Below are 25,140 nucleotides of genomic sequence, written 5' to 3' on the forward strand. Positions count from 1 at the left end.
GTTCAGCGCTCGAGACCCCCACCCTGCGCCAATCTCTCTCGCAGGCTCTTCGGCCGGATATCGGTCCAGTTTTGTTCGATGTACTCGAGACATGCGGCGCGGTCCGCTTCACCAAAAACCACCCGCCAACCGTCGGGCACCTCGGCAAAGCCCGGCCACAGGCTGTGCTGCTCCTCGTCGTTGACCAGGACGAAAAAACTGCCCTTGTCGTCATCAAATGGATTGATGCTCACGCTTTCTCCAGGTTGCTTGGGTGGACATCGCAAACATACGACTGAATTTATAGCAGCGTACGGGGTTTCATAAAGTTCTAATCTTCGTAACTTTGACACATCCCTGTTCGCTACTGCAAGCAATTAGCCATGATTTTATTATTTCAGTATATAGCCAGGTCAGAAAGCATTATAGATACATCAAACTGTTGCGATGATTGCACACACGAGTATACCAAGTCTATGCCCGCCACGTAAGTCGGACTTCGGTCCGCGCGCGAGAGCAACTAGATTGCTGTCAATATCGCCTCGATTCAGCAAAGTACTGCACCAGAACTGGAGACGGGCGTTACCCAATATGAAACCTTGCTGCGCGTATTGATTAAGTAGCTTGAAGAAGTAGCCAATACTTCAATGCTTGAACAGTTTTCCGAGTTCAAAGACGGCTAGGTCGGCATCGCCACATTGCGAGTCTTGCCGAGAGTGTTACGGCTTGGTGCGCATCCAATGAACTCACGGCGACCTGAATTAAGATTCATCTTCAAATTGACACCAGGAGGACAGTTCTAGCAACAGGATGTGCCACGACTGCAGCCGCCGAGAAGTAAATGTGGTGACATACCACTACGAATTAAGTTCTTATCTATAAGAAATACCGCAGATTTCCACCGTCGTTTGACCACCTCAACGGCCTCCATCGACGCCACAACAAACTCCATGAAAAACATTGTTATGCAGGGTTCGGTCACTAGCGTACCGGTCTTCCATACCGTTCTGCATTACGTCGCGCAGACCAAGTTCACAGGTTCTGCGATCACGGACACCGGCAAGGTCCGAGTCATAAACCCAGAGAGATGCTGGGGAGGCCTTTGAGGTGCCGCCGCGTCGGCGATATACCAGGCCTATAGGCGATACGTGGCGCGGCGTTACGGAAAATTAGTTAGTCATCTGGATGCTCGGAGCGAGCATGGGATCCCTCAATGGGCGATGACCCGGCCGGCATCAACATCATGAACACCGGGATCCGCACCATGACCCCTCCGGCGATAGGCATCCGGATCGCGAGAGACACAACCTCGAGTTCCAGACGCCTCCCCCGCCGAGTCTCCATCTCCAGGCGTCCGGGTAGGTGCCTGGGCGTCGCCAGCCAATCCAGACCGCGTTCAATTGAATCGACGACGTTCATGGGTCGACTATACCTACGCGATGGGTAGACAACCGATGAAATTCCCTGGCGCAAGACGAATCTGCCGCTCCACCTAGACCTTGGTGAAGCTGTACATCCGGTACTCCACCGAACCTCCACTCCGCAGGTCCTCGTAAGCACGCCGGGCTGGGGCGAACCTACGAACCAACCCGCGCAGGAGTGCGGGAGTCGCTCGGTCGATCACGTATTGCCACCGATCCAGGTGCTTCTCCATCCCGCGCCTAACCTCGGCGTTGATCGGCCGCTCCGAGACCATCCGCAGCGGCGCGTTCGCGAGCGCCACCTTCCAACCGGCGACCTCCTGAGAGCTACGCGCATCTGCATAGAGGAAATATCCGCCCGGGCGCAGCACACGTGCCACCTCGGTAAGGAAGACCGGAAAGCGTGGATATAGATGCGAGGATTCGATATTGATTACCGCATCGAAAGATTGATCGGCAAACGGTAGATCCTCAGCATCTCCCTGTCTGAACTCCAAGCCCGGGAGATCGTGTCTCCTCCGACAGAAGTCGATACCCACGGGGTTGAGGTCTAGCCCGGTGTATGAGGCGGGATGCGCGGTACGCACGAGGTACGAGGCTCCTCCGCCGTGGCCACAACCGACCTCCAACACCCGTTTACCATTGAGGTCCGCTTGAGCGGCGGTGCTGTGATAAAGCTGAATGGAATACCGGTCGGGCTCATCGGAAGCCGCGAGCTGCACATCCATTACCGGATCCTCTTCGTAACCGTAATTGAGGAACCTGACGTCATCGGATTCAAGCCTGCCGGTGGCATACCGGTAAATGAACTTCTGGACTCCCTGGGTGAACTGCTCGTTCAGCTTGAACAGGACCCAGTCTCGCGACTTTCGCACCTGATTACTGCGTGCCATAAACGGAGTATGACAGAGTTCCGAGTTCCGGACTTACTTATCGAACTCCGAACTGCCTTGCGACAGTTGGAGAACCAGAGATAATGACCGAGTACTCGGTCCACCATCGACCACAACTGAAGGGCCAGGAACGGTATGAAGTTTGCGCTGGCGTGTTACGGCACTCGCGGCGATGTCGAGCCGTCCGTCAGTATTGGACGCGAGCTGCTGCGCCGGGGGCACGACGTGCACCTGGCCGTCCCGCCCGACCTCATTGATTTCTCGCAGGCCGCAGGACTCAAGACAGTCGCGTACGGCCCCGAGATACAGGCGTTCCTGCGCGAGGATTTCCTCCGAAACTTCTGGGCTCAGGTGATCCGAAATCCTGTTGGCTCGTTGCGCGAGCTCTGGGAACCCATTGCTCGATATTGGGCAGAAACAGGCGCGACGCTGACATCGCTGGCAGACGGGGCCGATCTGTTGTCGACCGGACTGAATTTCGAACAATCTGCCGCCAATGTCGCCGAGTACTACGACATTCCGTTGGTCATGCTGCACCACTTTCCGATGCGGCCCAATGGCCGACTGATCCCGGCGCTGCCCGCTGCTCTCGTCCGCTCCGGAGCGGCCGCATCCGAATGGTTGTTCTGGCGCTCGACGAAGGACGCCGAGGACGCGCAACGGCGTGAGCTGGGCTTGCCGAGAGCGACCAGCTCCTCACCGCGGCGGATCGCCGAACGAGGCTCGTTGGAAATCCAGGCCTACGACGATATTTGCGTCCCGGGCCTGGCAGCCGAATGGAAGAAGTGGAATGGCCAACGCCCCTTTGTGGGTGCGCTCACGATGGGACTCACTACCGATGCCGATGAGGGCGTGGCCTCGTGGATTGCCGCGGGCACACCGCCGATCTGTTTCGCGACCGGGAGTATCCCGGTCGAATCTCCCGCCGACACAGTCGAAATGATCAGCTCGGCCTGCGCAGAACTGGGCGAGCGGGCGTTGGTCTGCGCCGGCGGGACCGACTTCGGCGACATCGAAACTTCCGACCATGTGAAGGTGGTGGGTGCCGTGAACTACGCGACGGTGTTCGCCGCCTCACGCGCCATCGTGCATCACGGCGGATCGGGTACCACTGCGGCAAGCCTTCGCGCTGGAATTCCCACCCTGATCCTGTGGAGCTCGGCCGATCAGCCGTATTGGGGCAATCAGCTCGGCAGCTTGAAAGTCGGTGCAGCCCGGCGCTTCTCGTCCACTACCCGCGAATCGTTGGTAGCCGACCTGCGCCGGATCCTTACCCCGGAGTGCGCCGCCAACGCCCGCGAGCTCGCCTCCCGGATGACAACACCCACCGAAAGCGTCACGAAGGCGGCCGATCTCTTCGAAGCCGCCGCCCTCCGCAAGGCTGGGTAAAGGATTTAGTCGCTAGCGTGGCGGCTTGATGATGAGACCCTGACCCGTGGGTAATGCAACGACGTACACGCCCAGCTCGCGTGCCAACTCATCAATGGCGAGGCGCTGCTCGTCACGCCCGCGGTTCGCGTAATCGTCCAGGAGCACGAACGCTCCCGGCGAAAGTCGTGGCCAGAAATGACGGAGCGTGGCGATTTCGGGCGGGGCACAGTTCATGTCGATGTGCAGGAACGCCACCGCGTCCGCGTCGACTTCCTCAAGCGTTTCGGGAACGGCTCCGGCGATGACACGCTGATTCTTCCACTGCGCGAAGTTCGCCTTGACGCTGTCCACCGAGCTCACGTACATGCCGTTTCGTACGAGCTCTTCGCTCTTCTCGAGCGCCCCGGCGTCGCGTTCACCCGCGCTGACGAAGCGCGGATCGAGTCCAGCGAAGGTATCGAGCAGGTAGAACGTCTTGCCCAACCGATCCCAATCGAGGTACTCCATGATGGCGCTGCTCAAAAACCCGTAGCTGACACCACACTCGACGAAATCGCCCTCTACCTTGCTGGCGCTTGCCGCGGCCCACAACCCGACATGCACCCGCCAGTGCCACTGATACCAGTCCGTGCCACCGAGAGCACGGACACCGCGCTGATATGCGCGCTGAAACTCCGGATCATCCATAAACGCATGACTGTTGAAACAGATCAGCGCATCATTCGAATAGACATCCGGTAAGAGCTTGCGCGCAAGCCCGTATTCTTTGCGCACCGCCCATAGCCAAATACGGGTACGGAGCGATAGCTCATCTGCCACAACGGAAACGATAGCATTCGCGGGTACGGCGATGGCGAGGAACCGGACACGTAAGTCGATGCCAAGTTATGCGAATCACCGTGGCTCACAAGCCGATCGGCTTGTATAGCATGTTCGGCTCACGATGAACACCCCAACCTCAGGAACGGGCCGTCTAACCAACGTCGCGATCCACAGGTACCGCCGATGGCTCGCTGACCACCGCAGGGCGCTTCCGCGTGAGCCGAGACTTCAGCGAGATCGCGTGCTTTTCCACTACGAACCAACTGAAGGCCGCTAGCGGCACCGTGACCGCCGTCGCAATACCGAAGAACAGCAACAGATTCAGGCTGCCCAGACCCAAGACAACCAATAGCTGCTGCACGGGATAGGCATAGATGTACATGCCGTAAGACAGGTCGTTGCGCAGATTCAATCGTTGATTGTGAATGAGTGCGCCAGAGACGATGACCGCGTACGCCAAGGGCAGCGCCGCGATATCTCGATAGTTCTCCAACAGACCGGAGGCCAGGACGATGACGACGCTTACCGCAACGAGCGACCATCGCGCGGGGATGACGTCTTTGTACTGGTTCAGCAGGGCCCCGGCCGCGAACATGACGGCGAACCGAGCCACCATCTGCGGAATGGTCGTCGCGGCGAAGACCGGGTACGAGAGATACGCCGTGGCACAAAGGAATAGCACGAAGGCTGCCGGAACAACCCATTGCCGTTTCAGTAATCCGAGCACACCCAAGACCGCCACGGCGATGTAACAGATCAGTTCAAAGACCAGTGTCCAAATCGATCCGTTCCACACACCGGGCCACGGGACTCCTCGCGGTGTTCCGTCGACGCCGGCGTAGTACACGTTCATCAGACCGTTGTTGAGGACGTACTCGATGGGTTTGTGCGAGGACATCAGATTCGCAACCGAACCATGCTGGATGAGAACGCTGATGGGGGCGATGACGAACGCAATGACCAGCAGACATACCCACAGACCGGGAAATATTCGTAATCCTCGGGCAATGGCGAAGTCTCGAAGCTTGGGCTTACGTAACCAGCTCGCGGTGATGAGAAATCCCGAGATGGCGAAAAAACCGTCCACCCCAACCTGTTCAATGAGCTGCTCGAATGGCCGGTAGGTGATCGTTCGACCAGTGAGCGGCCAGGAATGCCAGTAGATGACGCTCACCGCCAGCACCAACCGCCACGCGTTCAGCGCGTTGTTTCGTGGGTCGAACACCCGGCCAAGCGTGGAGTTCCCGGCCGGTTGCGGTCCGCCTCCTCGACTCACGCGGAACACCTCGAGCGCGCGAACTGCTCCATGGCATCGGCGGCGGCCACCGCACTCTCGCTGGGTTTCGTCATTCCGCTCGCAAGCTCACGGGCCCGGGCGACGTAGTCCGGAGCAAGGATCTGCCGCAGGTCCTCGACCAATGAATCTCTGGTAGCGGCCGAAAAGCGGCGTGTGGTACCTACTTTCAGACGCTTGACCTGACCGCCCCAGAGCGTTTGATTGGGGTCCATCGATAGGATCAGGGTGGGGACTCCCGCACGCAGGCTTGCAGCCGTGGTACCCGAACCACCGTGATGTACGACCGCCCGGCAGGACGGAAAAACCGTCGCGAAATTGACGGCTCCCACAACCTTGACGTGATCGGGCAGCTGCGTATCGCTGAAGTCACTCCACCCGGCGCCCACCAGGGCCCGCTCGCCCAATTCCGCACAGGCCGAGCCGATCATTTCGAGTGCGGCGGCCGGAGATTCGACGGGCATGCTGCCGAACCCAAAGAAGATCGGCGGCGTTCCCGAGGAGATCCACGATGCGACATCTTTATCGGCTTCGGCGGTCAACTCCATCGTCAGCGAGCCGACAAACGGTCGCAGGCCATCCCATTTTGTCCACTCGGCGGCCAACCCCGGAAAACACACCTCGTCGTAACCCTGAATCTCCAGCGATCTGCGTTCGGCGATCCGCTCCGGGGAGGGCGCCGACGCCTTCGGTAGGCGAAGTTCACGTCGCTGCGTGTCCTCCACCTTCCTGTTCAGACGCCAAGCCAGCCAATCGAATACCGTCATCGCCAGACGGCCCAATCGGGACGGCAGGATGGTGACGAGCTGGCCATTGGGCCGCATCGGGATGTGATGCAACGTGACCAATGGAATGTCGTGGTATTCAGCGACGTTGGCGGCCGGCTCCTGATAGCTCTGCCCGGCGAACAACACATCGGCATCCTCGGCCGCCGACATCAACGTGGTGTTCATCTGCGCCCAGCACTGATCGCTGAGCTCCCACATCTGACGCCACATTCTCCGGATGTCCCGAACCCGCCAGAAGGTGTGGAAGAAGAACGTCCAGAAATTGCGGTACACGTCCAACCAGGTCTTCGTGTCCAACCCGTAGGAAACCGTCTCCAGCCCGGCCGCCTCCGTAAACCCCATCAGGTCGGGCGGAACGGCCATCACCACATCGTGGCCCCTACGCTGCAGCTCACGAGCGACAACGACAGAAGGCTCGATATCGCCTCGCGTTCCATAACTGGCCAGCACAAATTTCACGGCCTCTAACGCCTTTCAGGTGTCCCGGTGCAGTGGAGTCGGAACGGTCCTCATTCCTTGCGCCAAAACACACCCGTGCCGTCAATTTCGACGATCTCCGCGGTTATCCCATGCTTCGTACGGTAATCCGTGACGGCCTGCTTGCACGAGTCCAGCGCGTGGTAATCGTCAATGATGCAAAAGCCTCTGGGAGACAAACGCGCGTAGAGCCCGTCGAGCGCCTGGATTGTGGATTCATAGAGGTCACCGTCAAGCCGCAATACCGCGATTTGTTCAATCGGAGCATCGTGCAGCGTGTCCTTGAACCAGCCGGGAACAAAACGCACCTGGTTGTCCAACAAACCATAGCGCTGGAAATTCGCCCTGACATTCTTTTCGGTCACCGCCAGGATGGGCGCCGCGAGGTGCAGCCTATCTCCCTTGTCTGCCTTGTAATTCGCGGTATCCGGAGGAGGCACACCCTCAAACGAATCGCAGAGCCAGACGTTTCGTGTCGTATCCCCGTATGCGGCCAAGACCGCGCGCATCAGGATGGACGCGCCCCCGCGCCATACTCCACATTCGACCAGGTCTCCGGGCACGTCATCGGCGAGCGCCGTCTCGACGCACTGCTGCAGACTCGTCAGCCGCCCCATTCCAATCATCGTCAGCGCATCTGCCGGCCAGTCCAGGCCCAAGTCGCGCTTGTGCGCATCGAACGGGCGCTTGCGCACCAGCACGTAGTCGCCGAATTTGAGAAAGGGACGGTGCAGCCAGTTCCAACCCACTGGCACAAGTTCGTCGACTCCGTATCGAGTGAGGTCCTGCCGAAGCAGGTCCAGATATGCGGATCGAGTGTCGTAATCGGTCACGGTCAAGAACAGCCCCTATCTCAAAATGCCAGGACCCCGTCCCGGCGTCAAGAATAGCCTTCCCGCGACCCCTTCGACACGTTTCGGTACTGACCACTCCCCTTGCGGGCAAGGCATTTTCGGCGGTATCTGTCAAGAATTCTTATGAACAGATGTAGCCAGATATCTGCAGCCCGTTGCCTGGCGATGAGTCAGTCATCTTTGAGTTAAATTCACTCTCATCGGAATACTGCACGGGGCAGCCGCTTGGGTTCCTCCGCGCGGTGAATCACGACCACGGAGTCGAACACCTCAATCCGGTCGATGATGGTCGCCGCGAACGGCACCTGGACTTCCTCAGCCCGCTTGGGGTGGTCCTCCATGATCTGGTAGACCGACTTCATCTCCAGGTAGTGGGCGTGCATCGCATCCATCAGCCACTTCGTGAAGTCGATGAACGATTCGCGTTGGTCGCGATAGATCGTCCAGTAGTTAGCGCAAACGTCCTCGACGATGTACACCCCGCCGGGCCGCAGGCGCGGAAACAGGTACCTGAACGAACCGATCATCTGTTTGGGGGTGTGCCCGCCGTCATCCAGAACACTGTCGAACTGCCCGAACTCATCGACCACGGCCCCTAGAAAGCGGGTATCAGTCTGATCACCTATCCGCACATGAATATGGCGCTCGGGATCGTCGTGCTGCGCGGACGCGGGGTTGATATCGAGGCCCACGATGGTGGCGTTTGGCAGGTGTTCTCGCCACATCTGCAGGGATCCGCCCCGATCCACCCCGATTTCGAGCATTCGCTCGGTCCGAGCGAGAGCGCTTTGATAGATCGGCAGATAATGACGCAGTTTGTGGACGTTGTCGGCGTTCTCGAAAATCCGTCCGATCGGGGTGTCGACGGGTGCGGAGTCATCGGCCTGCATCGAGACCGTTCGGGCCAGGTCTGGGCCCAACGCATCAAGCATCCGACGACGACCCCCGTACGGATAACGCCGCGCTATGAACGGCGGTTTACGCTGTAACACCAGGCGAAAGAGCGGCATGGTCACGAAATCCTTTGCTGTTCTTTGATATTCAAAGAACAGGGCACATTCTCCGAATCCCGAAACGCCATAGAAATCAGCCTACCGACATCTTCATGGTGACACCTCTGCGTTATCTGTCCTCGCGCGGCGACAACGCCCGTTCTCGCAGTCCCGGACTCTCCGAATCCACCGGCCCGGCCCGCGTCTCCGTCGGATCGGCCTTCTTGCGTTTGAGGCGCGATTTGAGCGCCAGTGCGCGCTTCTCAACCAGGAACCAACTGAATGCGGCGGGCACTAACGTCGCACCCGCCGAAACAACAAAGAAAGCAAACGGATTCAGGCTGGCTAAACCTGCAACAGCCAAAAACTGCTGTGTCGGCGAGGCGTAGATGTAGACGCCGTACGACAGGTCCGTGTGTATGTTCATGCGCTTGTTCTTGATCAGCACACCCGAAACGACGACGGCATATGCGAGCGGGAGCGCACCGACCACCCGATAGTCGGGCAGCATGCCCGAGGCCAGCACAATCGCGACGCTCGCCACCACAAGTGACCATCGGGCGGGTATCACGTCTCGCCACTGATACAGCAGCGCACCAGCGGAGAACATGATGGCGCTCCGCACCGCGAGCTGCGGGATGGTCCATAGCCCGGGGAAGGTCAGCGGCGGCAGGAGGATTGCCGCAATCGTTGCCAGTATCAGTATCACCGGCGCTGTCCAACGGCGGCTGGCGAGCCCGAGTAACCCAAGCCCGGCCACGGCGATGTAGCACATCACCTCAAAGACAAGCGACCATAGGGACGCGTTCCAGATTCCTGGGTACGGGATATCGCGTGGTGTCCCACCCACATCGAACTGAAGCTGGATCAACGCGCTGTTCTTCAGCATGTATTCGATCGGCGCGCTGGAGAACAGCAGCCTCGCGGCAGAGCCCCCCTGGATCAACACACTCAGTGGAGCGATGACAAACGCCGTCACCGCCAGCACGACGTAATACCCCGGCAAGATGCGGAGGGCTCGTGCGATGAAGTAGTCGCGCGCGCTGGGGTTACGGAGCCAACTCGCGGTGATCAGAAAGCCTGAAAGGGCAAAGAATCCGTCAACTCCCACCGAGAACAGCAGTTGGAGTACCGCCTTCGATTCCACGACGTGCCCCGTCAGTGGGAACGAGTGGAAGAGGATCACCTCGGTCGCCAAAGCGAGTCGACATGCGTTCAGCGCGTTATTTTTCGGATCAAATACAGAACCGAGCTTCATTCGCCTCCACCACTCTTCGCCGGGAGCGTCATCGTATCGTCATCTCTGTCTAAGATCAGGCTTTCCGGTGTTTCCACATGTAGTTGGAAAACATTGTCACAACTAATGATTCACTATCAGGGCGGATGCGCTGGCCGCCACAGCACGGTTACGCGAAGGCGAGCTCAAAAGCGATTCGGGCAGTCCTTGTCAATCCATTCGAGTAGCGCGTGCAACCCGTCCTCAAGCGTCCATTTCGGGCTCCATTCGAGCTGTTCGACGGCCGGCCCGATATCGCAGCTTGCCGCGCGCACATCCCCGTCTCGAAATTTCCCGACGACAACCGGTTCGGGCGCCGCACAGACGTCGGCGACCTTACGGGCCAACTCATGAATGGTTGTTGCAGTGCCAGAACCGATGTCGAGGGTGCGTCGCTCGGCCGCCGGTGCGTGCACCGCAGCGAAGAGTGCGTCGACAACATCATCGATGAAGACGAAATCACGGACTATCCGGCCGTCTTCGTAGACCTCCAACGACTGTTTCTCGCGTGCCAGCCGTGCGAAGAGGGTGACGATTCCGGTGTACGAATTGGTCAACGACTGGCCGGGCCCGTAAACATTCTGTAGGCGCAAGACACTCAGGTTGGTGTCGTGCGCGGCCGCCCACGATGCCAACAGATGTTCCTGGGCAAGTTTTGTACTCGCATAGATGTTGGTCGGACGGGGTTCGGTTCGGCTGACACAGCTGGGAAGCGGCTCCGACAGTTCACCGGCGAGTCCTTGCGGGTCCCACTCGCCGGCAAGTAGCTGTGCATGGCTGCGCGGGCGCGGATAGAAGACCTGTCCGCCGGAATTCCACGCGCCTTCGCCGTACACCGCTCTCGACGACGCCAGCACGAGCTGGTCCGGCACAAGTGCCGAACGGCTCAGTGCATCAAGGAGTTGGGTTGTGCCCACCACGTTGACCAAGCCGTGGCGCGTCGCCTCCGAAAGCGATTGCGCCGTACCCGTCTCCGCAGCCAAATGGACGATTTGGGAGGGTTCGAACAACCGCAGTACAGCATCCCAGTCAGGGGCATGGGTGACGTCGCCCGTGAACAGCCGCACTGAGGGCGGGAGATCGATCTCCCGGCCTCTCGCGTGCACCTGGGGGTGCAAGACGTCCATCACCGCGACGTCGTAACCCGCTTGGACGAGCCGGTTCGACAGCGTGGATCCGATGAATCCTGCACCACCGGAAATGAGCACGGATGTTGACAAAGCCGACGCCTCCCGTTCTTTACAGAGCAGCTAGGTGACCGGCACGCATCGGTAATGCGTTCCGGGTCAATGATATCGATGGTCTAGTTGTCACCGTGCGGAACTCTATCCGTCATGGGCTGCCGTGAGGCGGCGATCGAGTTAGGCACTGGCGGCCCTCGCCTCCAGCAGGTCGGCGGCTTTGCCGACACTTTCGTGCGGCTTAGTCATGTGGGGAGCGATCGCCCGAGCCCGAATGGCACATTCCGGGGTGAGGATCTGCCGCAGGTCCGAGACCAATGACTCTCGGGTCGTGGTCGAAAACCGCCGGGACGTCCCCACTTTCATGCGCTTGAGCTGATTTCCCCAGAATGGCTGATCACCAACAGTCCAGAGAACCAAGGTCGGCACGCCGGCACGCAGGCTGGCCGCCGTGGTGCCCGAACCACCGTGATGAACGACCGCCCGGCTCACCGGAAAGATCGCCGCGTAGTTCACCACCCCGACCACCTTCACGTGCCCGGAAGTTCGGACGCCGCTGAAGTCGGTCGCACCCGCGCACACCAACGCGCGCTCCCCCAATTCTGCGCACGCTGAACTGATCATCTCGACTGTCTCCCCCGGAGAATCGATAGGGATACTCCCCGAAGCGAAGCAGATGGGCGGGGACCCCGCGGCGATCCACGACATGACCTCGTTATCAGCCTCGGTCGTCAACTCCATGGTGAGCGCACCCACGAAGGGCCTTCGCCCGTCATATTTCGCCCACTCGTCCGCCAGTCCGTGGAAGCAAATATCGTCGTACGCTTGAATTTCCAGCGATCCGCGCTGGCCGATCCGCTGCGGCGAAGGGCGCGTCGCCTTGGGCAGGCCGAGCTCACGCCGTTGCGCATCCTCCGCCTTCTTGGTCACCCGCCAGGTCAGCCAGTCGTATGCGGTCATCGCTGTACGCGTCAGCAGCGGCGGCAGAACCGGAAAGAGCTGACCGTTGGGACGCCACGGCATGGTGTGCAAGGCAACCAGCGGGATCCCATAGAACTCCGCAACGTTGGCCGCCGGCTCCTCATAACCCACGCTGGTCGACAGCAGGTCCGCCCCGTCTGCCACTGACACGAGTGCCCTACTCATTTCTGCCCACTGTTCGGTAACCAGTTTCAGGGCCTGCCGACACAATGCAACCAGATCCTGGACCCTCCAAAAATGACGGGTCCACGACATCCATAAGTCTCGGTATTCATCGAGCTGCGGCCCCACATGAATGCCATAAGGCACCGCGGAAAGCCCTACCGACTCCACGAAGCCAACCAAGTCGGGCGGGACGGCCATGCGCACTTCATGACCCCTACGCTGCAGTTCCCTCCCGACAGCAACGGCAGGCTCGATATCGCCGCGGGTGCCATAACTTGCCATGGCAAATTTCATGACGGTATCGACCTCCCCGATGTGTGTCTGTACTCGCAGAATTGCCATCAGTGCTGTCGGTCATTATTACCCGATTTCGCGCGCCACGGATAGCCTCAAGACAATGGGGGAACGCATGTCTCCAAATTCCAGAACATCATTACAGCTACGGCTGAATGAATTCCGTTTCATAGGTTGCCACACGTAAAACAACTGCCTCAATCGGAGGCGGCAATACAAGTACGAGCCAGCCTGAGCCCGCGGGCGATCCCGATATCCATGCACGAAGGGGTGCGAGCCGAAACCGTCTTGACAGACTCGTCGCGGCACATCGTTCACCGATGCTGCCCGCACGCCGGCTTCCCGAGGTTCGATTCCGTCGGCATTCCATCTACATACGCGATATGGTGGCCTACGTGTTGCGCCAGGACAACGTAGAAAGTGTCCCCGCTGCAACCGAACTCAACGAACCCTTCGTATTTGTCGTCGAGTAGGAGCACATATGCGCGGCATCATTCTCGCAGGCGGCTCGGGCACTCGTCTGCATCCGATAACGATGGGTGTCAGCAAGCAGCTACTGCCGGTGTACGACAAACCGCTCGTCTACTATCCGTTATCGACGCTGATCATGGCCGGTATTCGCGATATCCTGATAATAACCACGCCTGCCGACGCCCCGGCATTCGAGCGACTCCTCGGTGACGGCTCAGCCTTCGGTATCAACTTGCGCTACGCGGTCCAGCCAGAACCTGAGGGGCTGGCCCAGGCGTTCATCATCGGTGCCGACCACATCGGTTCCGACACGGTGATGCTGGCGTTGGGCGATAACGTGTTCTACGGGCCCAGGTTGGGCACCAGTCTGCGCAGATTCGAGAACGTCAGCGGTGGTGCGATATTCGCGTACTGGGTGGCCAACCCGTCTGCGTACGGTGTGGTCGAGTTCAGCATCGACGGGGTCCCACTGTCCCTGGAGGAGAAACCGGCCAAGCCGAAATCCAACTATGCGGTTCCGGGGTTGTACTTCTACGATAACGACGTCATCGACATCGCCCGATCGCTGCGCAAGTCGGCTCGGGGCGAATACGAGATCACCGAGATCAACCAGATCTACCTGGATCGAGGGCAGCTCTCGGTCGAGGTGCTTCCGCGCGGGACCGCATGGCTGGACACCGGCACATTCGACTCGCTGCTAGACGCGAGCGATTATGTCCGAACCATCGAACGGCGCCAAGGCCTGAAAATCGGCGTGCCCGAAGAAATCGCATGGCGGGCCGGGTTCATCAACGATGACCAGCTCGCGGCCCGCGCTCAGGAACTACTCAAATCTGGATACGGCGGTTACCTACTCCAGCTTTTGGAGCGGAAATAACCAACGCAGTAACACAATTGAATATTGGGAAGATAAGACAGCAAGGGCTTGACATGCGGCGTGAGCTCGGCTGAATGGCTAGAGTTGATGTGGCCGGTACTAGGAGGCGATTGAAATATGATGAAACTGTCACTGACGAAAATTGCGGCGACTGTGGGCGGTGTGGCACTGGCCCTGAGCGCTGGAGCCGGTCTCGCATCCGCTGACCCGGTTACTGACGAGATGGTGAACACCACCTGTACGTACGATCAGGCGAATGCGGCGCTACACGCGGAGAACCCCACGGCCGCGCAGTATTTCGACCAATCGCCAGCGAATCAGCAGTTCATGCAAGAGTTCCTCGGTTCACCAAAGGACAAGCGGGTGAGCATGATTAACCAAGTCAGGGGTAATCAGGGGATCGAGTACGTCATACCGGTGTTCCAGCAGATGGTGCGCGCCTGCCACAAGTACTGAGATCACCTAGACAAACCCGAAGGGCCGGGCACGAGAACCTCTCGTGCCCGGCCCTTCGTGCGTTGGTCTGCCGCGTCGACGCGGAACCGCTTGAACGGCAACACAAACTACTCGGATAGCCGCGGAAGCTCCGTGGTCGGCTCGTCATCCTCACGGCGCGGATCGGTTCCAGGCGCAGCAGATGCCCTCGCATGCGCACCGACGGGCTCACGGAGAGCGCTCACCGGCTTTGGCCGCACTCGCTGTGGCCACCAGAACCAACGCCCCAGAAGTGCCGCGATCGACGGGGTCATGAACGAACGGACGATTAGCGTGTCGAATAACAGACCCAAACCGATGGTGGTGCCGATCTGACCGATGATTTGCAAATCGCTGACAACCATCGAGGCCATCGTGGCCGCGAACACCAATCCTGCTGAGGTGACCACCTTTCCGGTGCCGCCCATCGCTCGGATGATGCCCGTATTGAGGCCGGCGCCCAGCTCCTCCTTCATCCGCGAGACCAGTAGCAAGTTGTAGTCGGACCCGACCGCCAAAAGGATGATCACAGACATCGCCAGCACCATCCAGTGCAGATTGATCCCCAGGATGTACTGCCATAGCAACACCGACATACCAAAGGACGCGCCCAGCGAGAGGGCCACCGTACCGACGATCACCAGCGCCGCGATGAAGCTCCGGGTGGTGATGAGCATGATGATGAAAACCAGACAGATCGCGGCGATCCCCGCGATCAGGAGATCGTAGGTCGAGCCGTCTTTCCAGTCCTTCGCGGTCGATGCCGCGCCGGCAAGATAAATCTTGCTGCCCACCAGGGGCGTTCCCTTGAGCGCTTCCTCTGCCGCGTTCCGAATCTGCTCGATCCGCGTAATACCCTCCGGCGACATGGGGTCACCGTTGTGGGAGATGATGAACCGCACCGTCTTTCCGTCGGACGAGATGAAAGAACTCATCGCACGCTGGAAGTCCGCGTTCTTGAACACCTCCGGGGGCAGGAAGAACGAATCGTCGTTCTTGGAGGCGTCGAAAGCCTGCCCCATGGCCATGACGTCGTCAGTGGTTTCGTCCATCTGGGCGAACTGCCCCGACATGGTGGCGTACATGGTGAGCATCAAGGTCCGCATGCTCTGCATGACCTCGATCATTTGAGGGAACTGAACCATCAGCTGCGGCATGATCGCGTCCAACTCGTCCATGTTCTTGACGAGAACGATCAGCCCGTCGTTAAGTACGTCGGCTCCATCCAACGCATCGAAAATGGACCTGATCGACCAGCAGATGGGAATGTCGAAACAGTGCTTCTCCCAATAGAAATAGTTGCGAATCGGTCGAAGGAAGTCGTCGAAGAGCGCGATGCTGCCCCGCAGGTCGTCGGTAAGCTGCTGGATCTCGTGCGTATGGGTCGTCATCCTGTGCGTGGTTTCCGACATCCGCTTCATCACTTCGTATGTGCGCTGCATCGTCTTGATCATCGTGGTCATATCGTCGGTCTGTTTTTGCATGTCGGCGATACGTTTCTTCTGAAATCGCGTCGCCTGTACTTGGCCGGCACTCTGCAAGCTGAGCAGGAAGGGCACAGACGTGTTAGCGATCGGTGTTCCCTCGGGGCGGGTTATCCCCTGTACCCGAGAGACTCCACGAATCTTGAAAAGCGCCTTCGCCAGCTTGTTCAAAACCAGGAAATCGGCCGGATTCCGCACATCACGGTCGGTCTCAACCAAGAGAACGTCGGGCGTCAGGCGCGACTCGGAGAAATGGCGCTGTGCGGCAGCGAACCCCTGATTGGCCGGGATATCGCTGGAGATGTAGAGCCGGTCGTTATAGCTCGTCTTATAACCCGGGAGCGTGGATAGGCCGACCAGGGCTATTGCCAACGAGGCAACCAGGATGGGCGCCGGCCAGCGGACGACTGCCGTACCGATTCCGCGCCACCGCTGAACCCGCAGCTTGCGCTTGGGTTCCAGTAGCCCGAATCGGCTGGCCACCGCAATGCCCGCGGGAACCAGCGTCACCGCGACCGCGACCGCCGCCAACATCCCGACGGCACACGGGATACCCATGGTCTGGAAGTAGGGCAGACGCGTGAAATGCAGACACAGGATGGCTCCGGCGATGGTCAGTCCGGATGCCAATACAACAGGGGCCACACTGCGATACGTGGTGTAGTAGGCGGTCTCCCGGTCTTCACCGGCCTGGCGCGCCTCCTGATACCGACCGAAGAAGAAGATGCCGTAATCGGTGCCGGCGGCGATGCTGAGGAAGACCAGCATGTTGACGGCAAAAGTCGAGAGCACGAACATGTCGTGGTAGCCAAGAAACGCGACAATGCCGCGGGCCGCCGCTAACTCGATACCCACCATCGTCAGCAGCAGGATCACCGTGACGACCGAGCGGTAGAGGATGAGCAGCAACGTGAAGATGATGACGACAGTGACCGCCGTGATCTTCAGAATGGAATTGTTGCCGGAGTGCTGCATGTCCGAGGCCAATGGCGCGGCACCGGCCACATAGACCTTGACATTGACGGGAGCCGACGGCGCCGTCCGATCCACGATCGCGCGGACCGCCGCCACCGATTCGTCGCCGAGGGCGGTGCCCTGATTGCCGACGAGATTCAACTGAACGTACGCGGCCTTCTCGTCGGGGCTCTGCACGCTCGAGGATGTCAGTCGATCGCCCCATAGATCCTGCACATGCTCCACATGTTTGGGATCGTTTCGCAGCTCGCGGACCAGTTCCGCGTAGTACTTATGTGCATCCTCGCCGAGTGGATCCTGCCCCTCCAGCACGATCATCGCGGAGCTGTCCGAGTTCGATTCGTTGAAGTCCTGGCCCATACGCAAGATGGCCTTCACGGCCGGCGCATCCTGTGGCATCAGCGATACGGAGCGCTCCTCCGCCACCGTCTCCAGTGCCGGGATCGCCTTCGCCCAATTCCAATTGACTGAGCTCAAGGTGGTAAACAGAATCAGCGCCAGCCACCCCAGAATGATCAGGGGCGACAGCGTTCGTATGGTTCGCGCGATGAACGGCCGCGAGTGCTCGGTTCTCATGCGGCTCCGCTAGTCCCTCTGCAACAGGGAACGCACCAGTGGGCGAGGCCCCTTCCAGCCGTGAACCACACCGGCCGGGCGGGGACCCACTTTCAGCGGCCACCAGAACCATCGACCCAGTAGCGCGGCAATGGCCGGCGTCATGAACGCGCGCACGATCAAGGTGTCGAACAGCAGACCCAGACCGATCGTGGTTCCCACCTGCCCGATGGTGAGCAGATCGCTGACGATCATCGATCCCATCGTGGCGGCGAACACCAGGCCCGCGGCCGTCACGACCTTGCCGGTGCCACCCATCGCCCGAATGATGCCCGTGTTGAGGCCGGCGCCCAGCTCCTCCTTCATTCGCGATACCAGCAGCAGGTTGTAGTCAGACCCCACCGCCAGCAGCACGATGACGGACATGGCCAGCACCACCCAGTTGATCTGGATACCGCAAATGTGTTGCCAGACCAGCACGGACAGCCCGAAGGACGCGCCCAGCGAGAGCGCCACCGTACCGACGATCACCAGCGCCGCAACCAGGCTCCGGGTCATCAGCAGCATGATGATGAAAATGAGGCACAGAGCTGCCACACCGGCGATCAAGAGATCGTATTTTGATCCATCGACCAGCTCCTTCACACCCGCCGCCGTGCCGGCCAGGGAGACCTTGGCGTGCTCGAGCGGGGTCCCCTTGAGCGCTTCCTCGGCCGCGGTCTTGATCGGCTCCACCCGCGAAATGCCCTCGGGCGTCGCCGGATCTCCGCGCTGCGATATCAGCATCCGCGAGGACTTTCCGTCGGGCGACATAAAGATCTTCATGACCCGCTGGAAGTCCTTGTTCTTCAGAACGTCAGGCGGCAGATAGAAGGAGTCATCGTTCTTCGAAGCGTCGAACGCCTTGCCCATGGCGGTCGAATTCTCGGTTGACTCATCCATTTGGGCGAAGATGCCGGACATTGTGCTGTGCATCGTCAACATGGATTCGCGCGTGCTCTTCATGGTGGCGATCATCACGGGGAACTGCTCGAGCATCTGCGGCATGAGCTTGTCCAGCTCGTCCAGATCACCGATCAGAACCTGCATCTTGTCGGTCACCTGATCGATGCCGTCGAGCGCATCGAATATGGACCTGAACGACCAGCAGATGGGGATGTCGAAACAGTGCTTCTCCCAATAGAAGTAGTTTCGGATCGGCCGCCAGAAATCTTCGAAATCCTCGATATGGTCCCGCAACGTGGACATATCCGCCTGCAGGTCCTTCGTGGTACCGACCATACGGTGGGTTGTGTCCACCATCTGTTTCATCAGGTCGGCCATGCGTTGCATGAGCGCGATCGTTGTCGACATATCGTCGGCCTGCTTGAGCATGTCTTCCATGCGTGCTCTCTGGAACGGCAGACTCAGCCGCTGACTCGCATTCGACATGCTGAGCATGAACGGCACCGACGAGTGCTCAATCTGCGTTCCCTCGGGCCGCGTGATGGACTGCACGTTGGCAATGCCAGGAACCGCGAAAACCGCCTTGGCCAGCCTGTTCAACACCAGCAGGTCGGCCGAGTTACGCATATCGTGATTGGCCTCGATCAACAGAATGTCGGGCGTGGACATCTTCGATTCCGGGAAATGCCGTGAGGCGGCGATGAGACCCTGAGTCGCGGGGATGTCCTGCGGGATGTACTTCGCGTCGGTGTAGCTCGGGCTATATCCGGGGAGCGTCAAGAGCCCGATGAGCGCGATCGCCACCGTGGCGGCGAGAATGGGTCCCGGCCACCGCACGATCGCTGTGCCGATCCGCCGCCACCGGCGCGTTGTCACCTGCCGCTTGGGATCGAACAGCCCGACGCGACTGCCGGCGGCAATGCACGCCGGCACCAGGGTGAGCGCAACCGCCACCGCGACCAAGATGCCCACCGCGCCGGGGATACCCAGCGGCTGGAAGTAGGGCAGTCGGGTGAAATGCAGGCAGGCAATCGCTCCCGCGATGGTCAGGCCGGATGCCAAGACGACCTTGGCCACCCCGCGATAGGCGGTGTAGTAGGCGGTTTCACGATCTTCGCCCGCCTGGCGAGCCTCTTGATACCGCCCGGCGAAGAAGATGCCGTAGTCCGTACCTGCGGCGATACCCACGGAGACCAACAGATTGACGACGAAGGTGGTCAGACCCACGATCCCGTGCATGCCGAGGAACGCGACAAGTCCTCGCGCGACTTGCAGCTCGATGCCGACCGTGAACAACAAGATGATGACGGTGAAGAAGGACCGATAGAGCAGGAGCAGCATCAGGAAAATCACCCCGACGCTCACCAAGGTGATGAGGATGACCGTCCGGTTACCGCTCTCCGCCATGTCCGAGACGATGGCCGCCGGACCCGTGACGTACGTCTTTACCCCCGGAGGCAGCCCGGGAGTGTTCTTCACGATGTTCTGGACGGCGAGTACGGACTCGTTCGCTTCGGCCTGGCCAAAGCGACCGGTGAGATTCAGTTGAACGTACGTGGCTTTTCCGTCGGCACTTTGCGCTGCGCCAGCGGTCAGTGGGTCACCCCAAAAGTCCTGAACGTGCTGCACGTGCTTTGGGTCGTCCTTCAATTGACGAACGACGGCGTCGTAGTACTTATGCGCATCGTCGCCAAGAGGCTGATCCCCCTCGAGCACGATCACCGCGACGCTCTCGGAATTGGATTCCTGGAAGACCTTCCCCATCTGCGTCATCGCTTTGACGGACGGCGCATCGGGCGGGCTTAGCGAAACCGAATGTTCTCTTTCGACGATCTCCAGCGGCGGCACCGTGACGCTCAACAGGACAGTGATCGCAAGCCAGCCCAGGATAATGAGCGGGGCCCCCCGGCGGATAATGGTCGCCATTATCGGCCGGTGCGATCGAACTTTGCCGCCGTCTTCCTTGCTCATGCGGCCTTCAGAAGGCAGGAGGTAAAGGCATTCGTCTGATTTGTCACCTTCTCGGATTTAACCTCATCATCCACGGTGATACGGCAGCCGATGCTGTGACTATCGCCCTGCGCCATGATGCTTCCCACGGCGCTCGTCTTGGTGATGTCGAATTTCACCGACCACGGCAATGTGATTTTCTGAATGTATAGCGGTTCGCCGTTGACGTCGAAATAGCTGATATCAGCCACGGTCCCCGGCGAACCGAAGACTTCATACGACATTTTCTTGGGGTTAAACGATTGGGCATCACTGACATTCGTATCGGCATACGACGGACGGTTCTCAGATCCGAAAACGCCGTGCAGCCGCGACACAGTAAATCCACCGGCGCCAATTACCGCAAGCACAAGTAGTGGAATCCACAGACGCATCAAAAGCCGAAGAATCGTAACCCTCCTCGTCTATCTCCGCATCCGGCACCATGCTCGGACATATACATCCCAATTGCAAAACGCCGAACACCTCAGCGGTGCTCCCGGCCGTTAAAGATTAGACCATGCATGAGAGCCGCGTATGTGCCCGTTGCACACCCGATATGCGATGAGTAGCACGCTATTTAGGATACGAGCGTGTACAGATTTACTGCACTCTCACGCGGGCAACTACGGTGACCGGTTTTGCCATTTCGTGCGAATGGGCGAACAGATGGCTAATCAGCAGCTGGGAGCCCTCTTTGTGACCTCCGGGCCGAACAGCCGGCCACAGTGGCGCCGGTCATAGCGAGAAGCAGCTCAGCCAGCCATGTTCGCCGGTCGACTCAATCCTGGTAGGCCCAGAAAGCAAACCTGCTTGATCGCTCCGTGATATCTGGCTCACCCTTCTCGGCGAAGACGAGGATCCAGGATTGGATCGGGGGACCTTGCCAAGACTGCGAAGATGGAGTTTGCAAGGCGCGTACGCTGGTCAACGTGTCCAAGACGTACGTTGGTGGGCGCCTTCGTCAACTCCGGAGCGAACGCGGGTTCAGCCAGGCCGCGCTCGCCCAGATGCTGGAGATCTCCCCGAGCTATCTCAACCAAATCGAGCATGACGTCCGGCCACTGACCGTCGCGGTGCTGTTACGCATCACCGAGGTGTTCGGCGTCGACGCGACGTTCTTCTCTTCCCAGGACGACAGCCGCCTCATCGCCGAGCTGCGCGAGGTGGTGCAGGACAAGGACCTGGATATCGATGTCGACCCCGCCGAGATCGCCGATGTCGTCGCCGGGCATCCCGCGTTGGCACGCGCCATCGTCAACCTGCACCGCCGCTACCGGATCACCACTACACAGCTCGCGGCTGCCACCGAGGACCGGTACTCCGACGGCAGCGGCAGCGGCTCCATCACCATGCCGCACGAGGAAGTGCGCGACTACTTCTATCAGCGGCACAACTATCTACACGAGCTCGACACCGCCGCCGAAGATCTGACGGTCCGGATGCGCATGCACCGCGCGGACCTGGCCAGAGAGATCGCCGGCCGGCTCACCGAGGTACACGGCATACAGATTGCCCGGCGCATCGACCTGGGCGACAGCGTCCTGCACAAGTACGACCCGGGAACTAAGACACTGGAGATCAGCAATCACCTCTCCGGGGGGCAACAGGTTTTCAAGCTGGCCGCCGAGCTGGCCTACCTGGAGTACGGCGATCTCATCGACACGATGGTGGACGACGGCAAGTTCACCTCCGAGGAATCACGCAAGCTGGCGCGGCTGGGGTTGGCCAACTACTTCGCCGCCGCCACCGTCCTCCCTTACCGACAGTTCCACGGTGTGGCCGAGGACTTCCGGTACGACATCGAACGACTCTCGGCGTTCTACTCGGTGAGCTACGAGACCGTCTGCCATCGACTGTCCACGCTGCAGCGCCCGTCGATGCGCGGCGTGCCGTTCTCGTTCGTCCGGGTGGACCGCGCCGGGAACATGTCCAAACGCCAGTCCGCGACCGGTTTTCACTTCTCCTCCAGCGGGGGCACCTGCCCGCTGTGGAACGTGTACGAGACCTTCGGCAACCCGGGCAAAATCCTGGTCCAGGTGGCGCAGATGCCCGACGGACGCAACTATCTATGGGTGGCGCGCACCGTCGAGCGGCGCGCGTCCCGGTACGGCCAGCCGGGTAAGACGTTCGCGATAGGCCTGGGCTGCGAGCTGCGGCATGCACATCGACTGGTCTATTCCGAAGGTCTTGATCTGTCGTCGGAGGGTGCGACGACACCGATCGGCGTGGGCTGTCGAGTCTGCGAGCGGGACAAGTGCCCCCAGCGTGCCTTCCCGGCGCTTGGCCGGGCACTCGACCTCGACGAGCATCGCAGTACGGTGTCGCCATACCTCGTCCAGCAAGAAGGATGAGGCCCCCGCAAGCGGGAGGGACCCCCAGCATGCGCGAAGACCGACAAGAAGGAGCCCGCCAGTGAGCAAGAGCACCGAAGGCCGTATCCCGTCCCCAGGGCTCCGCGAGCTGGGCCCCATCAACTGGCTGATCGCCAAGGGCATGGCGCGTGCCGTCAACGCTCCCGAAATGCACCTGGCGACCACACTCGGACAGACGGGCACCCGGTTCTGGCCGTGGCTGGCCTATTCCGGCGCCATCCTGCGCGGCACCAAGCTCTCCACCCGAGACACCGAGGTGGTCATCCTCCGAGTGGCCCATGTACGCGAATGCGAGTACGAGCTACAGCACCACACCCGGATCGCGAAGTCCGCAGGGATCGACGCCGCACATCAGGACCGCATCTTCGCCGGGGCCGGCTCCGAAGGCCTCTCCGACAAGGAACGCGCGCTCATCACCGGCGTCGACGAAATCCTCACCACAAGAACGCTTTCCGACCAGGCGTGGGAGGAGCTCTCGAAGTTCCTGGATAGTCGCCAGCTCATCGGCTTCACACTGTTGGTTACCCAGTACGACGGTCTGGCCGCGACCATGTCATCGCTGCGGATCCCGCTGGACCACTAGTCCCCCACAAGTGGGAGGTGCCCCCAGTCGAGCATGGCCATCAGATCCTCGTTGTAGCGGTCGCCCACCGCGGGAGCGACAGTCTCCAATTGCGATAACTGCGCATCGGAGAGGGTCACATCCGTGGCAGCGGCGTTCTCCTCGACACGAGCGGCCTTCGTAGTCCCGGGAATTGGCACGATTTCCTCGCCACGAGAGAGCAGCCAGGCCAGCGCAACCTGAGCCGCTGTCGCCCCTGTCTCGGCCGCGACGGATTCCACGGCGCCGACGATCGCACGGTTCGTGTCGAGGTTCTGCTGACTGAACCTCGGCAGGTTCTTACGGAAGTCGCCGTCTGCCAACTGGTCCGCCGACCGGATGGCGCCTGCCAGGAACCCACGGCCCAGCGGCGAGTACGGCACCAGGCCGATACCCAGCTCCCGCAGAGTCGGCAGCACCGCGGACTCGACATCACGTGTCCACAACGAGTACTCCGACTGGACCGCCGCTATCGGATGTACGGCATGAGCGCGGCGGATAGTCGCCGCCGACGCTTCCGACAACCCGATATGGCGAACCTTGCCCTGCGTCACCAATTCGGCGACTGCGCCGATAACCTCCTCGATCGGAATCGAGGGATCGACGCGATGCTGGTAGTACAGGTCGATGTGGTCGGTCCCAAGTCGGCGCAACGATCCCTCGACCGCAACAGCGATATTCGCCGGCGAGCTATCCGGCTGGAACGTCGCACCGGTGGCATGCGAAATCAATCCGAACTTCGTGGCCAACACCACGTCATCCCGGCGGTCCGAGATTGCCTTGCCGACAAGCTCCTCGTTGACATACGGGCCGTAGATTTCTGCGGTGTCGATCAGGGTGATTCCCACATCGAGCGCACGGCGGATGGCCTGAATGGACCGATCGGCGTCTGGACCCTTATCCGTGTCGAGGGGTTGATACCCCGATGACATCGACATGGCGCCCAAGCCAATTCGCGATACTTTCAGCTCACCGATCTGCGTGTACTTCATATCAGTTCTTCTTTCCTCCAGCGGATTGAGCCGAGGCACCGTTGACCGACTCGGTGTAATACGCAACCTTGAAATCCACGACCCTGAGATCCTCGGTAAGCCTTTCCATCGCCGCCAGGATCCGGACGCGCTGCGCGAACAGCAGCTCCAGACGCTCGGCATGGGTCTCTTCGCCGCCCACCAACAGCTCGATGAACCTGCGCATATCGCGAACCGGCATACCGGTGCGGCGTAACCGCAGCATCAGCTCAACACGTTCGATGTCGTTATCGCTGAACCGGCGACGGCCTCCCGCATCGCGTGCTACCCGGGGAAACAGACCTTCGCGTTCGAACCAGCGCAGCGCATCGATCGACAGACCGGTCCGCTGGGCGACGTGCGAGATGGGAAACCCTGCATCTGTGCTCACAGCTGCCACGGTAGAACCTGGAGTCGACTCCAGGTCAAGGCCAAGCTCGACTCACTCGGATCGGACAGAAAAGCGCAGGACGCGACGAAAGTCGTCGCAGGTACCGGCGACGACGCCGGGAGCGCCGTTGACACCTTCTTGACGGCACCTCACCATCGGTTCATGCGCTTGGCCCCGGACTGTAGCTAGGCGCGCAATCTCATTT

General features: G+C 60.2%; 22 protein-coding genes. 6 read left to right on the top strand and 16 right to left on the bottom strand.

Annotation, left to right across the window (positions count from 1 at the left end):
- Positions 1 to 2 precede the first annotated feature (2 nt).
- From AB0H22_RS04875 to mtf2, 3 genes are all read right to left on the bottom strand, one after another.
- Entirely contained in the window at positions 3 to 233 is a 231-nt protein-coding gene (locus AB0H22_RS04875) for an MbtH family protein (protein ID WP_180748940.1), read from the bottom strand.
- A gap of 919 nt (positions 234 to 1,152) precedes the next feature.
- A complete protein-coding gene (locus AB0H22_RS04880) occupies positions 1,153 to 1,398 on the bottom strand; it encodes a hypothetical protein (RefSeq protein ID WP_180748941.1) in 246 nt (81 codons plus the stop codon).
- 73 nt (positions 1,399 to 1,471) lie between these two features.
- Positions 1,472 to 2,251, bottom strand: coding sequence for a fatty-acid O-methyltransferase Mtf2 (mtf2, locus tag AB0H22_RS04885; protein WP_180749737.1), 780 nt, complete (start codon positions 2,249 to 2,251; stop codon positions 1,472 to 1,474).
- Positions 2,252 to 2,428: 177 nt separating this feature from the next.
- Between mtf2 and AB0H22_RS04890 the strand changes: the two genes are divergently transcribed.
- A complete protein-coding gene (locus AB0H22_RS04890) occupies positions 2,429 to 3,682 on the top strand; it encodes a glycosyltransferase (protein ID WP_358145140.1) in 1,254 nt (417 codons plus the stop codon).
- 12 nt (positions 3,683 to 3,694) lie between these two features.
- On the opposite strand, the gene AB0H22_RS04895 is transcribed toward AB0H22_RS04890, so the two are convergent.
- The 8 genes from AB0H22_RS04895 to AB0H22_RS04930 form a co-directional block, all read right to left on the bottom strand.
- Complete coding sequence (locus tag AB0H22_RS04895; protein WP_180748943.1) at positions 3,695 to 4,483, bottom strand: TylF/MycF/NovP-related O-methyltransferase; 789 nt, start codon at positions 4,481 to 4,483, stop codon at positions 3,695 to 3,697.
- Between the two features lie 154 nt (positions 4,484 to 4,637).
- On the bottom strand, positions 4,638 to 5,762 hold the full coding sequence (locus tag AB0H22_RS04900) for an acyltransferase (protein WP_358145142.1): 1,125 nt from the start codon (positions 5,760 to 5,762) through the stop codon (positions 4,638 to 4,640).
- Positions 5,759 to 7,027 (bottom strand): glycosyltransferase, encoded by a 1,269-nt coding sequence (locus AB0H22_RS04905; RefSeq protein ID WP_180748944.1) that lies wholly within the window; start codon positions 7,025 to 7,027, stop codon positions 5,759 to 5,761. Before AB0H22_RS04905 ends, AB0H22_RS04900 begins: the two co-directional genes overlap by 4 nt.
- Positions 7,028 to 7,077: 50 nt before the next feature.
- The gene (locus AB0H22_RS04910; RefSeq protein ID WP_180749739.1) at positions 7,078 to 7,878 is read right to left on the bottom strand and encodes a TylF/MycF family methyltransferase; all 801 of its coding nucleotides are present in this window, start codon (positions 7,876 to 7,878) and stop codon (positions 7,078 to 7,080) included.
- 218 nt (positions 7,879 to 8,096) lie between these two features.
- A complete protein-coding gene (locus AB0H22_RS04915) occupies positions 8,097 to 8,831 on the bottom strand; it encodes a class I SAM-dependent methyltransferase (protein WP_358145144.1) in 735 nt (244 codons plus the stop codon).
- A 190-nt stretch (positions 8,832 to 9,021) separates the two neighbouring features.
- Positions 9,022 to 10,149 carry an acyltransferase gene (locus tag AB0H22_RS04920; RefSeq protein ID WP_358145146.1) on the bottom strand — a complete coding sequence of 376 codons (1,128 nt, stop codon included), beginning with the start codon at positions 10,147 to 10,149 and terminating at the stop codon, positions 9,022 to 9,024.
- Between the two features lie 164 nt (positions 10,150 to 10,313).
- Complete coding sequence (locus AB0H22_RS04925) at positions 10,314 to 11,375, bottom strand: NAD-dependent epimerase/dehydratase family protein (RefSeq protein WP_358146075.1); 1,062 nt, start codon at positions 11,373 to 11,375, stop codon at positions 10,314 to 10,316.
- 153 nt (positions 11,376 to 11,528) lie between these two features.
- Positions 11,529 to 12,788, bottom strand: coding sequence for a glycosyltransferase (locus AB0H22_RS04930; RefSeq protein WP_180748946.1), 1,260 nt, complete (start codon positions 12,786 to 12,788; stop codon positions 11,529 to 11,531).
- A 320-nt stretch (positions 12,789 to 13,108) separates the two neighbouring features.
- On the opposite strand from AB0H22_RS04930, the gene AB0H22_RS04935 reads away from it, so the two are divergent.
- The 3 genes from AB0H22_RS04935 (at position 13,109) to AB0H22_RS04945 (ending at position 14,592) form a co-directional block, all read left to right on the top strand.
- Positions 13,109 to 13,261, top strand: a complete 153-nt coding sequence (locus AB0H22_RS04935; protein WP_180748947.1) for a hypothetical protein — start codon at positions 13,109 to 13,111, stop codon at positions 13,259 to 13,261.
- A gap of 8 nt (positions 13,262 to 13,269) precedes the next feature.
- Positions 13,270 to 14,136, top strand: coding sequence for a glucose-1-phosphate thymidylyltransferase RfbA (rfbA, locus tag AB0H22_RS04940; protein WP_180748948.1), 867 nt, complete (start codon positions 13,270 to 13,272; stop codon positions 14,134 to 14,136).
- Positions 14,137 to 14,253: 117 nt separating this feature from the next.
- Positions 14,254 to 14,592: a hemophore-related protein gene (locus AB0H22_RS04945; RefSeq protein ID WP_180748949.1), complete on the top strand. Its 339-nt coding sequence runs from the start codon at positions 14,254 to 14,256 to the stop codon at positions 14,590 to 14,592.
- A gap of 107 nt (positions 14,593 to 14,699) precedes the next feature.
- Here AB0H22_RS04945 and AB0H22_RS04950 read toward each other — a convergent pair whose 3' ends face one another.
- The 3 genes from AB0H22_RS04950 to AB0H22_RS04960 are packed head-to-tail and all read right to left on the bottom strand — an operon-like array spanning position 14,700 to position 20,953.
- Entirely contained in the window at positions 14,700 to 17,645 is a 2,946-nt protein-coding gene (locus AB0H22_RS04950; RefSeq protein ID WP_180748950.1) for an RND family transporter, read from the bottom strand.
- 9 nt (positions 17,646 to 17,654) lie between these two features.
- Positions 17,655 to 20,540 carry an RND family transporter gene (locus tag AB0H22_RS04955; RefSeq protein WP_180748951.1) on the bottom strand — a complete coding sequence of 962 codons (2,886 nt, stop codon included), beginning with the start codon at positions 20,538 to 20,540 and terminating at the stop codon, positions 17,655 to 17,657.
- A complete protein-coding gene (locus AB0H22_RS04960) occupies positions 20,537 to 20,953 on the bottom strand; it encodes an MmpS family protein (RefSeq protein ID WP_358145149.1) in 417 nt (138 codons plus the stop codon). The genes AB0H22_RS04955 and AB0H22_RS04960 overlap by 4 nt, the downstream gene beginning before the upstream one ends.
- Positions 20,954 to 21,490: 537 nt before the next feature.
- Here AB0H22_RS04960 and ramB point away from each other — a divergent pair.
- Together ramB and AB0H22_RS04970 are read left to right on the top strand one after the other, a co-directional pair.
- Positions 21,491 to 22,912 (top strand): acetate metabolism transcriptional regulator RamB, encoded by a 1,422-nt coding sequence (gene ramB / locus AB0H22_RS04965; protein ID WP_180748953.1) that lies wholly within the window; start codon positions 21,491 to 21,493, stop codon positions 22,910 to 22,912.
- Between the two features lie 61 nt (positions 22,913 to 22,973).
- Positions 22,974 to 23,516: a carboxymuconolactone decarboxylase family protein gene (locus AB0H22_RS04970; RefSeq protein ID WP_180748954.1), complete on the top strand. Its 543-nt coding sequence runs from the start codon at positions 22,974 to 22,976 to the stop codon at positions 23,514 to 23,516.
- Here AB0H22_RS04970 and AB0H22_RS04975 read toward each other — a convergent pair.
- The gene (locus tag AB0H22_RS04975; RefSeq protein ID WP_180748955.1) at positions 23,513 to 24,526 is read right to left on the bottom strand and encodes an aldo/keto reductase; all 1,014 of its coding nucleotides are present in this window, start codon (positions 24,524 to 24,526) and stop codon (positions 23,513 to 23,515) included. The genes AB0H22_RS04970 and AB0H22_RS04975 overlap by 4 nt on opposite strands.
- Before the next feature lies 1 nt (position 24,527).
- Positions 24,528 to 24,935 (bottom strand): MerR family transcriptional regulator, encoded by a 408-nt coding sequence (locus AB0H22_RS04980; RefSeq protein WP_358145152.1) that lies wholly within the window; start codon positions 24,933 to 24,935, stop codon positions 24,528 to 24,530.
- Positions 24,936 to 25,140 lie beyond the last annotated feature (205 nt).

Source organism: Mycobacterium sp. NPDC050853, from assembly GCF_040653875.1.
Lineage (GTDB): Bacteria > Actinomycetota > Actinomycetes > Mycobacteriales > Mycobacteriaceae > Mycobacterium.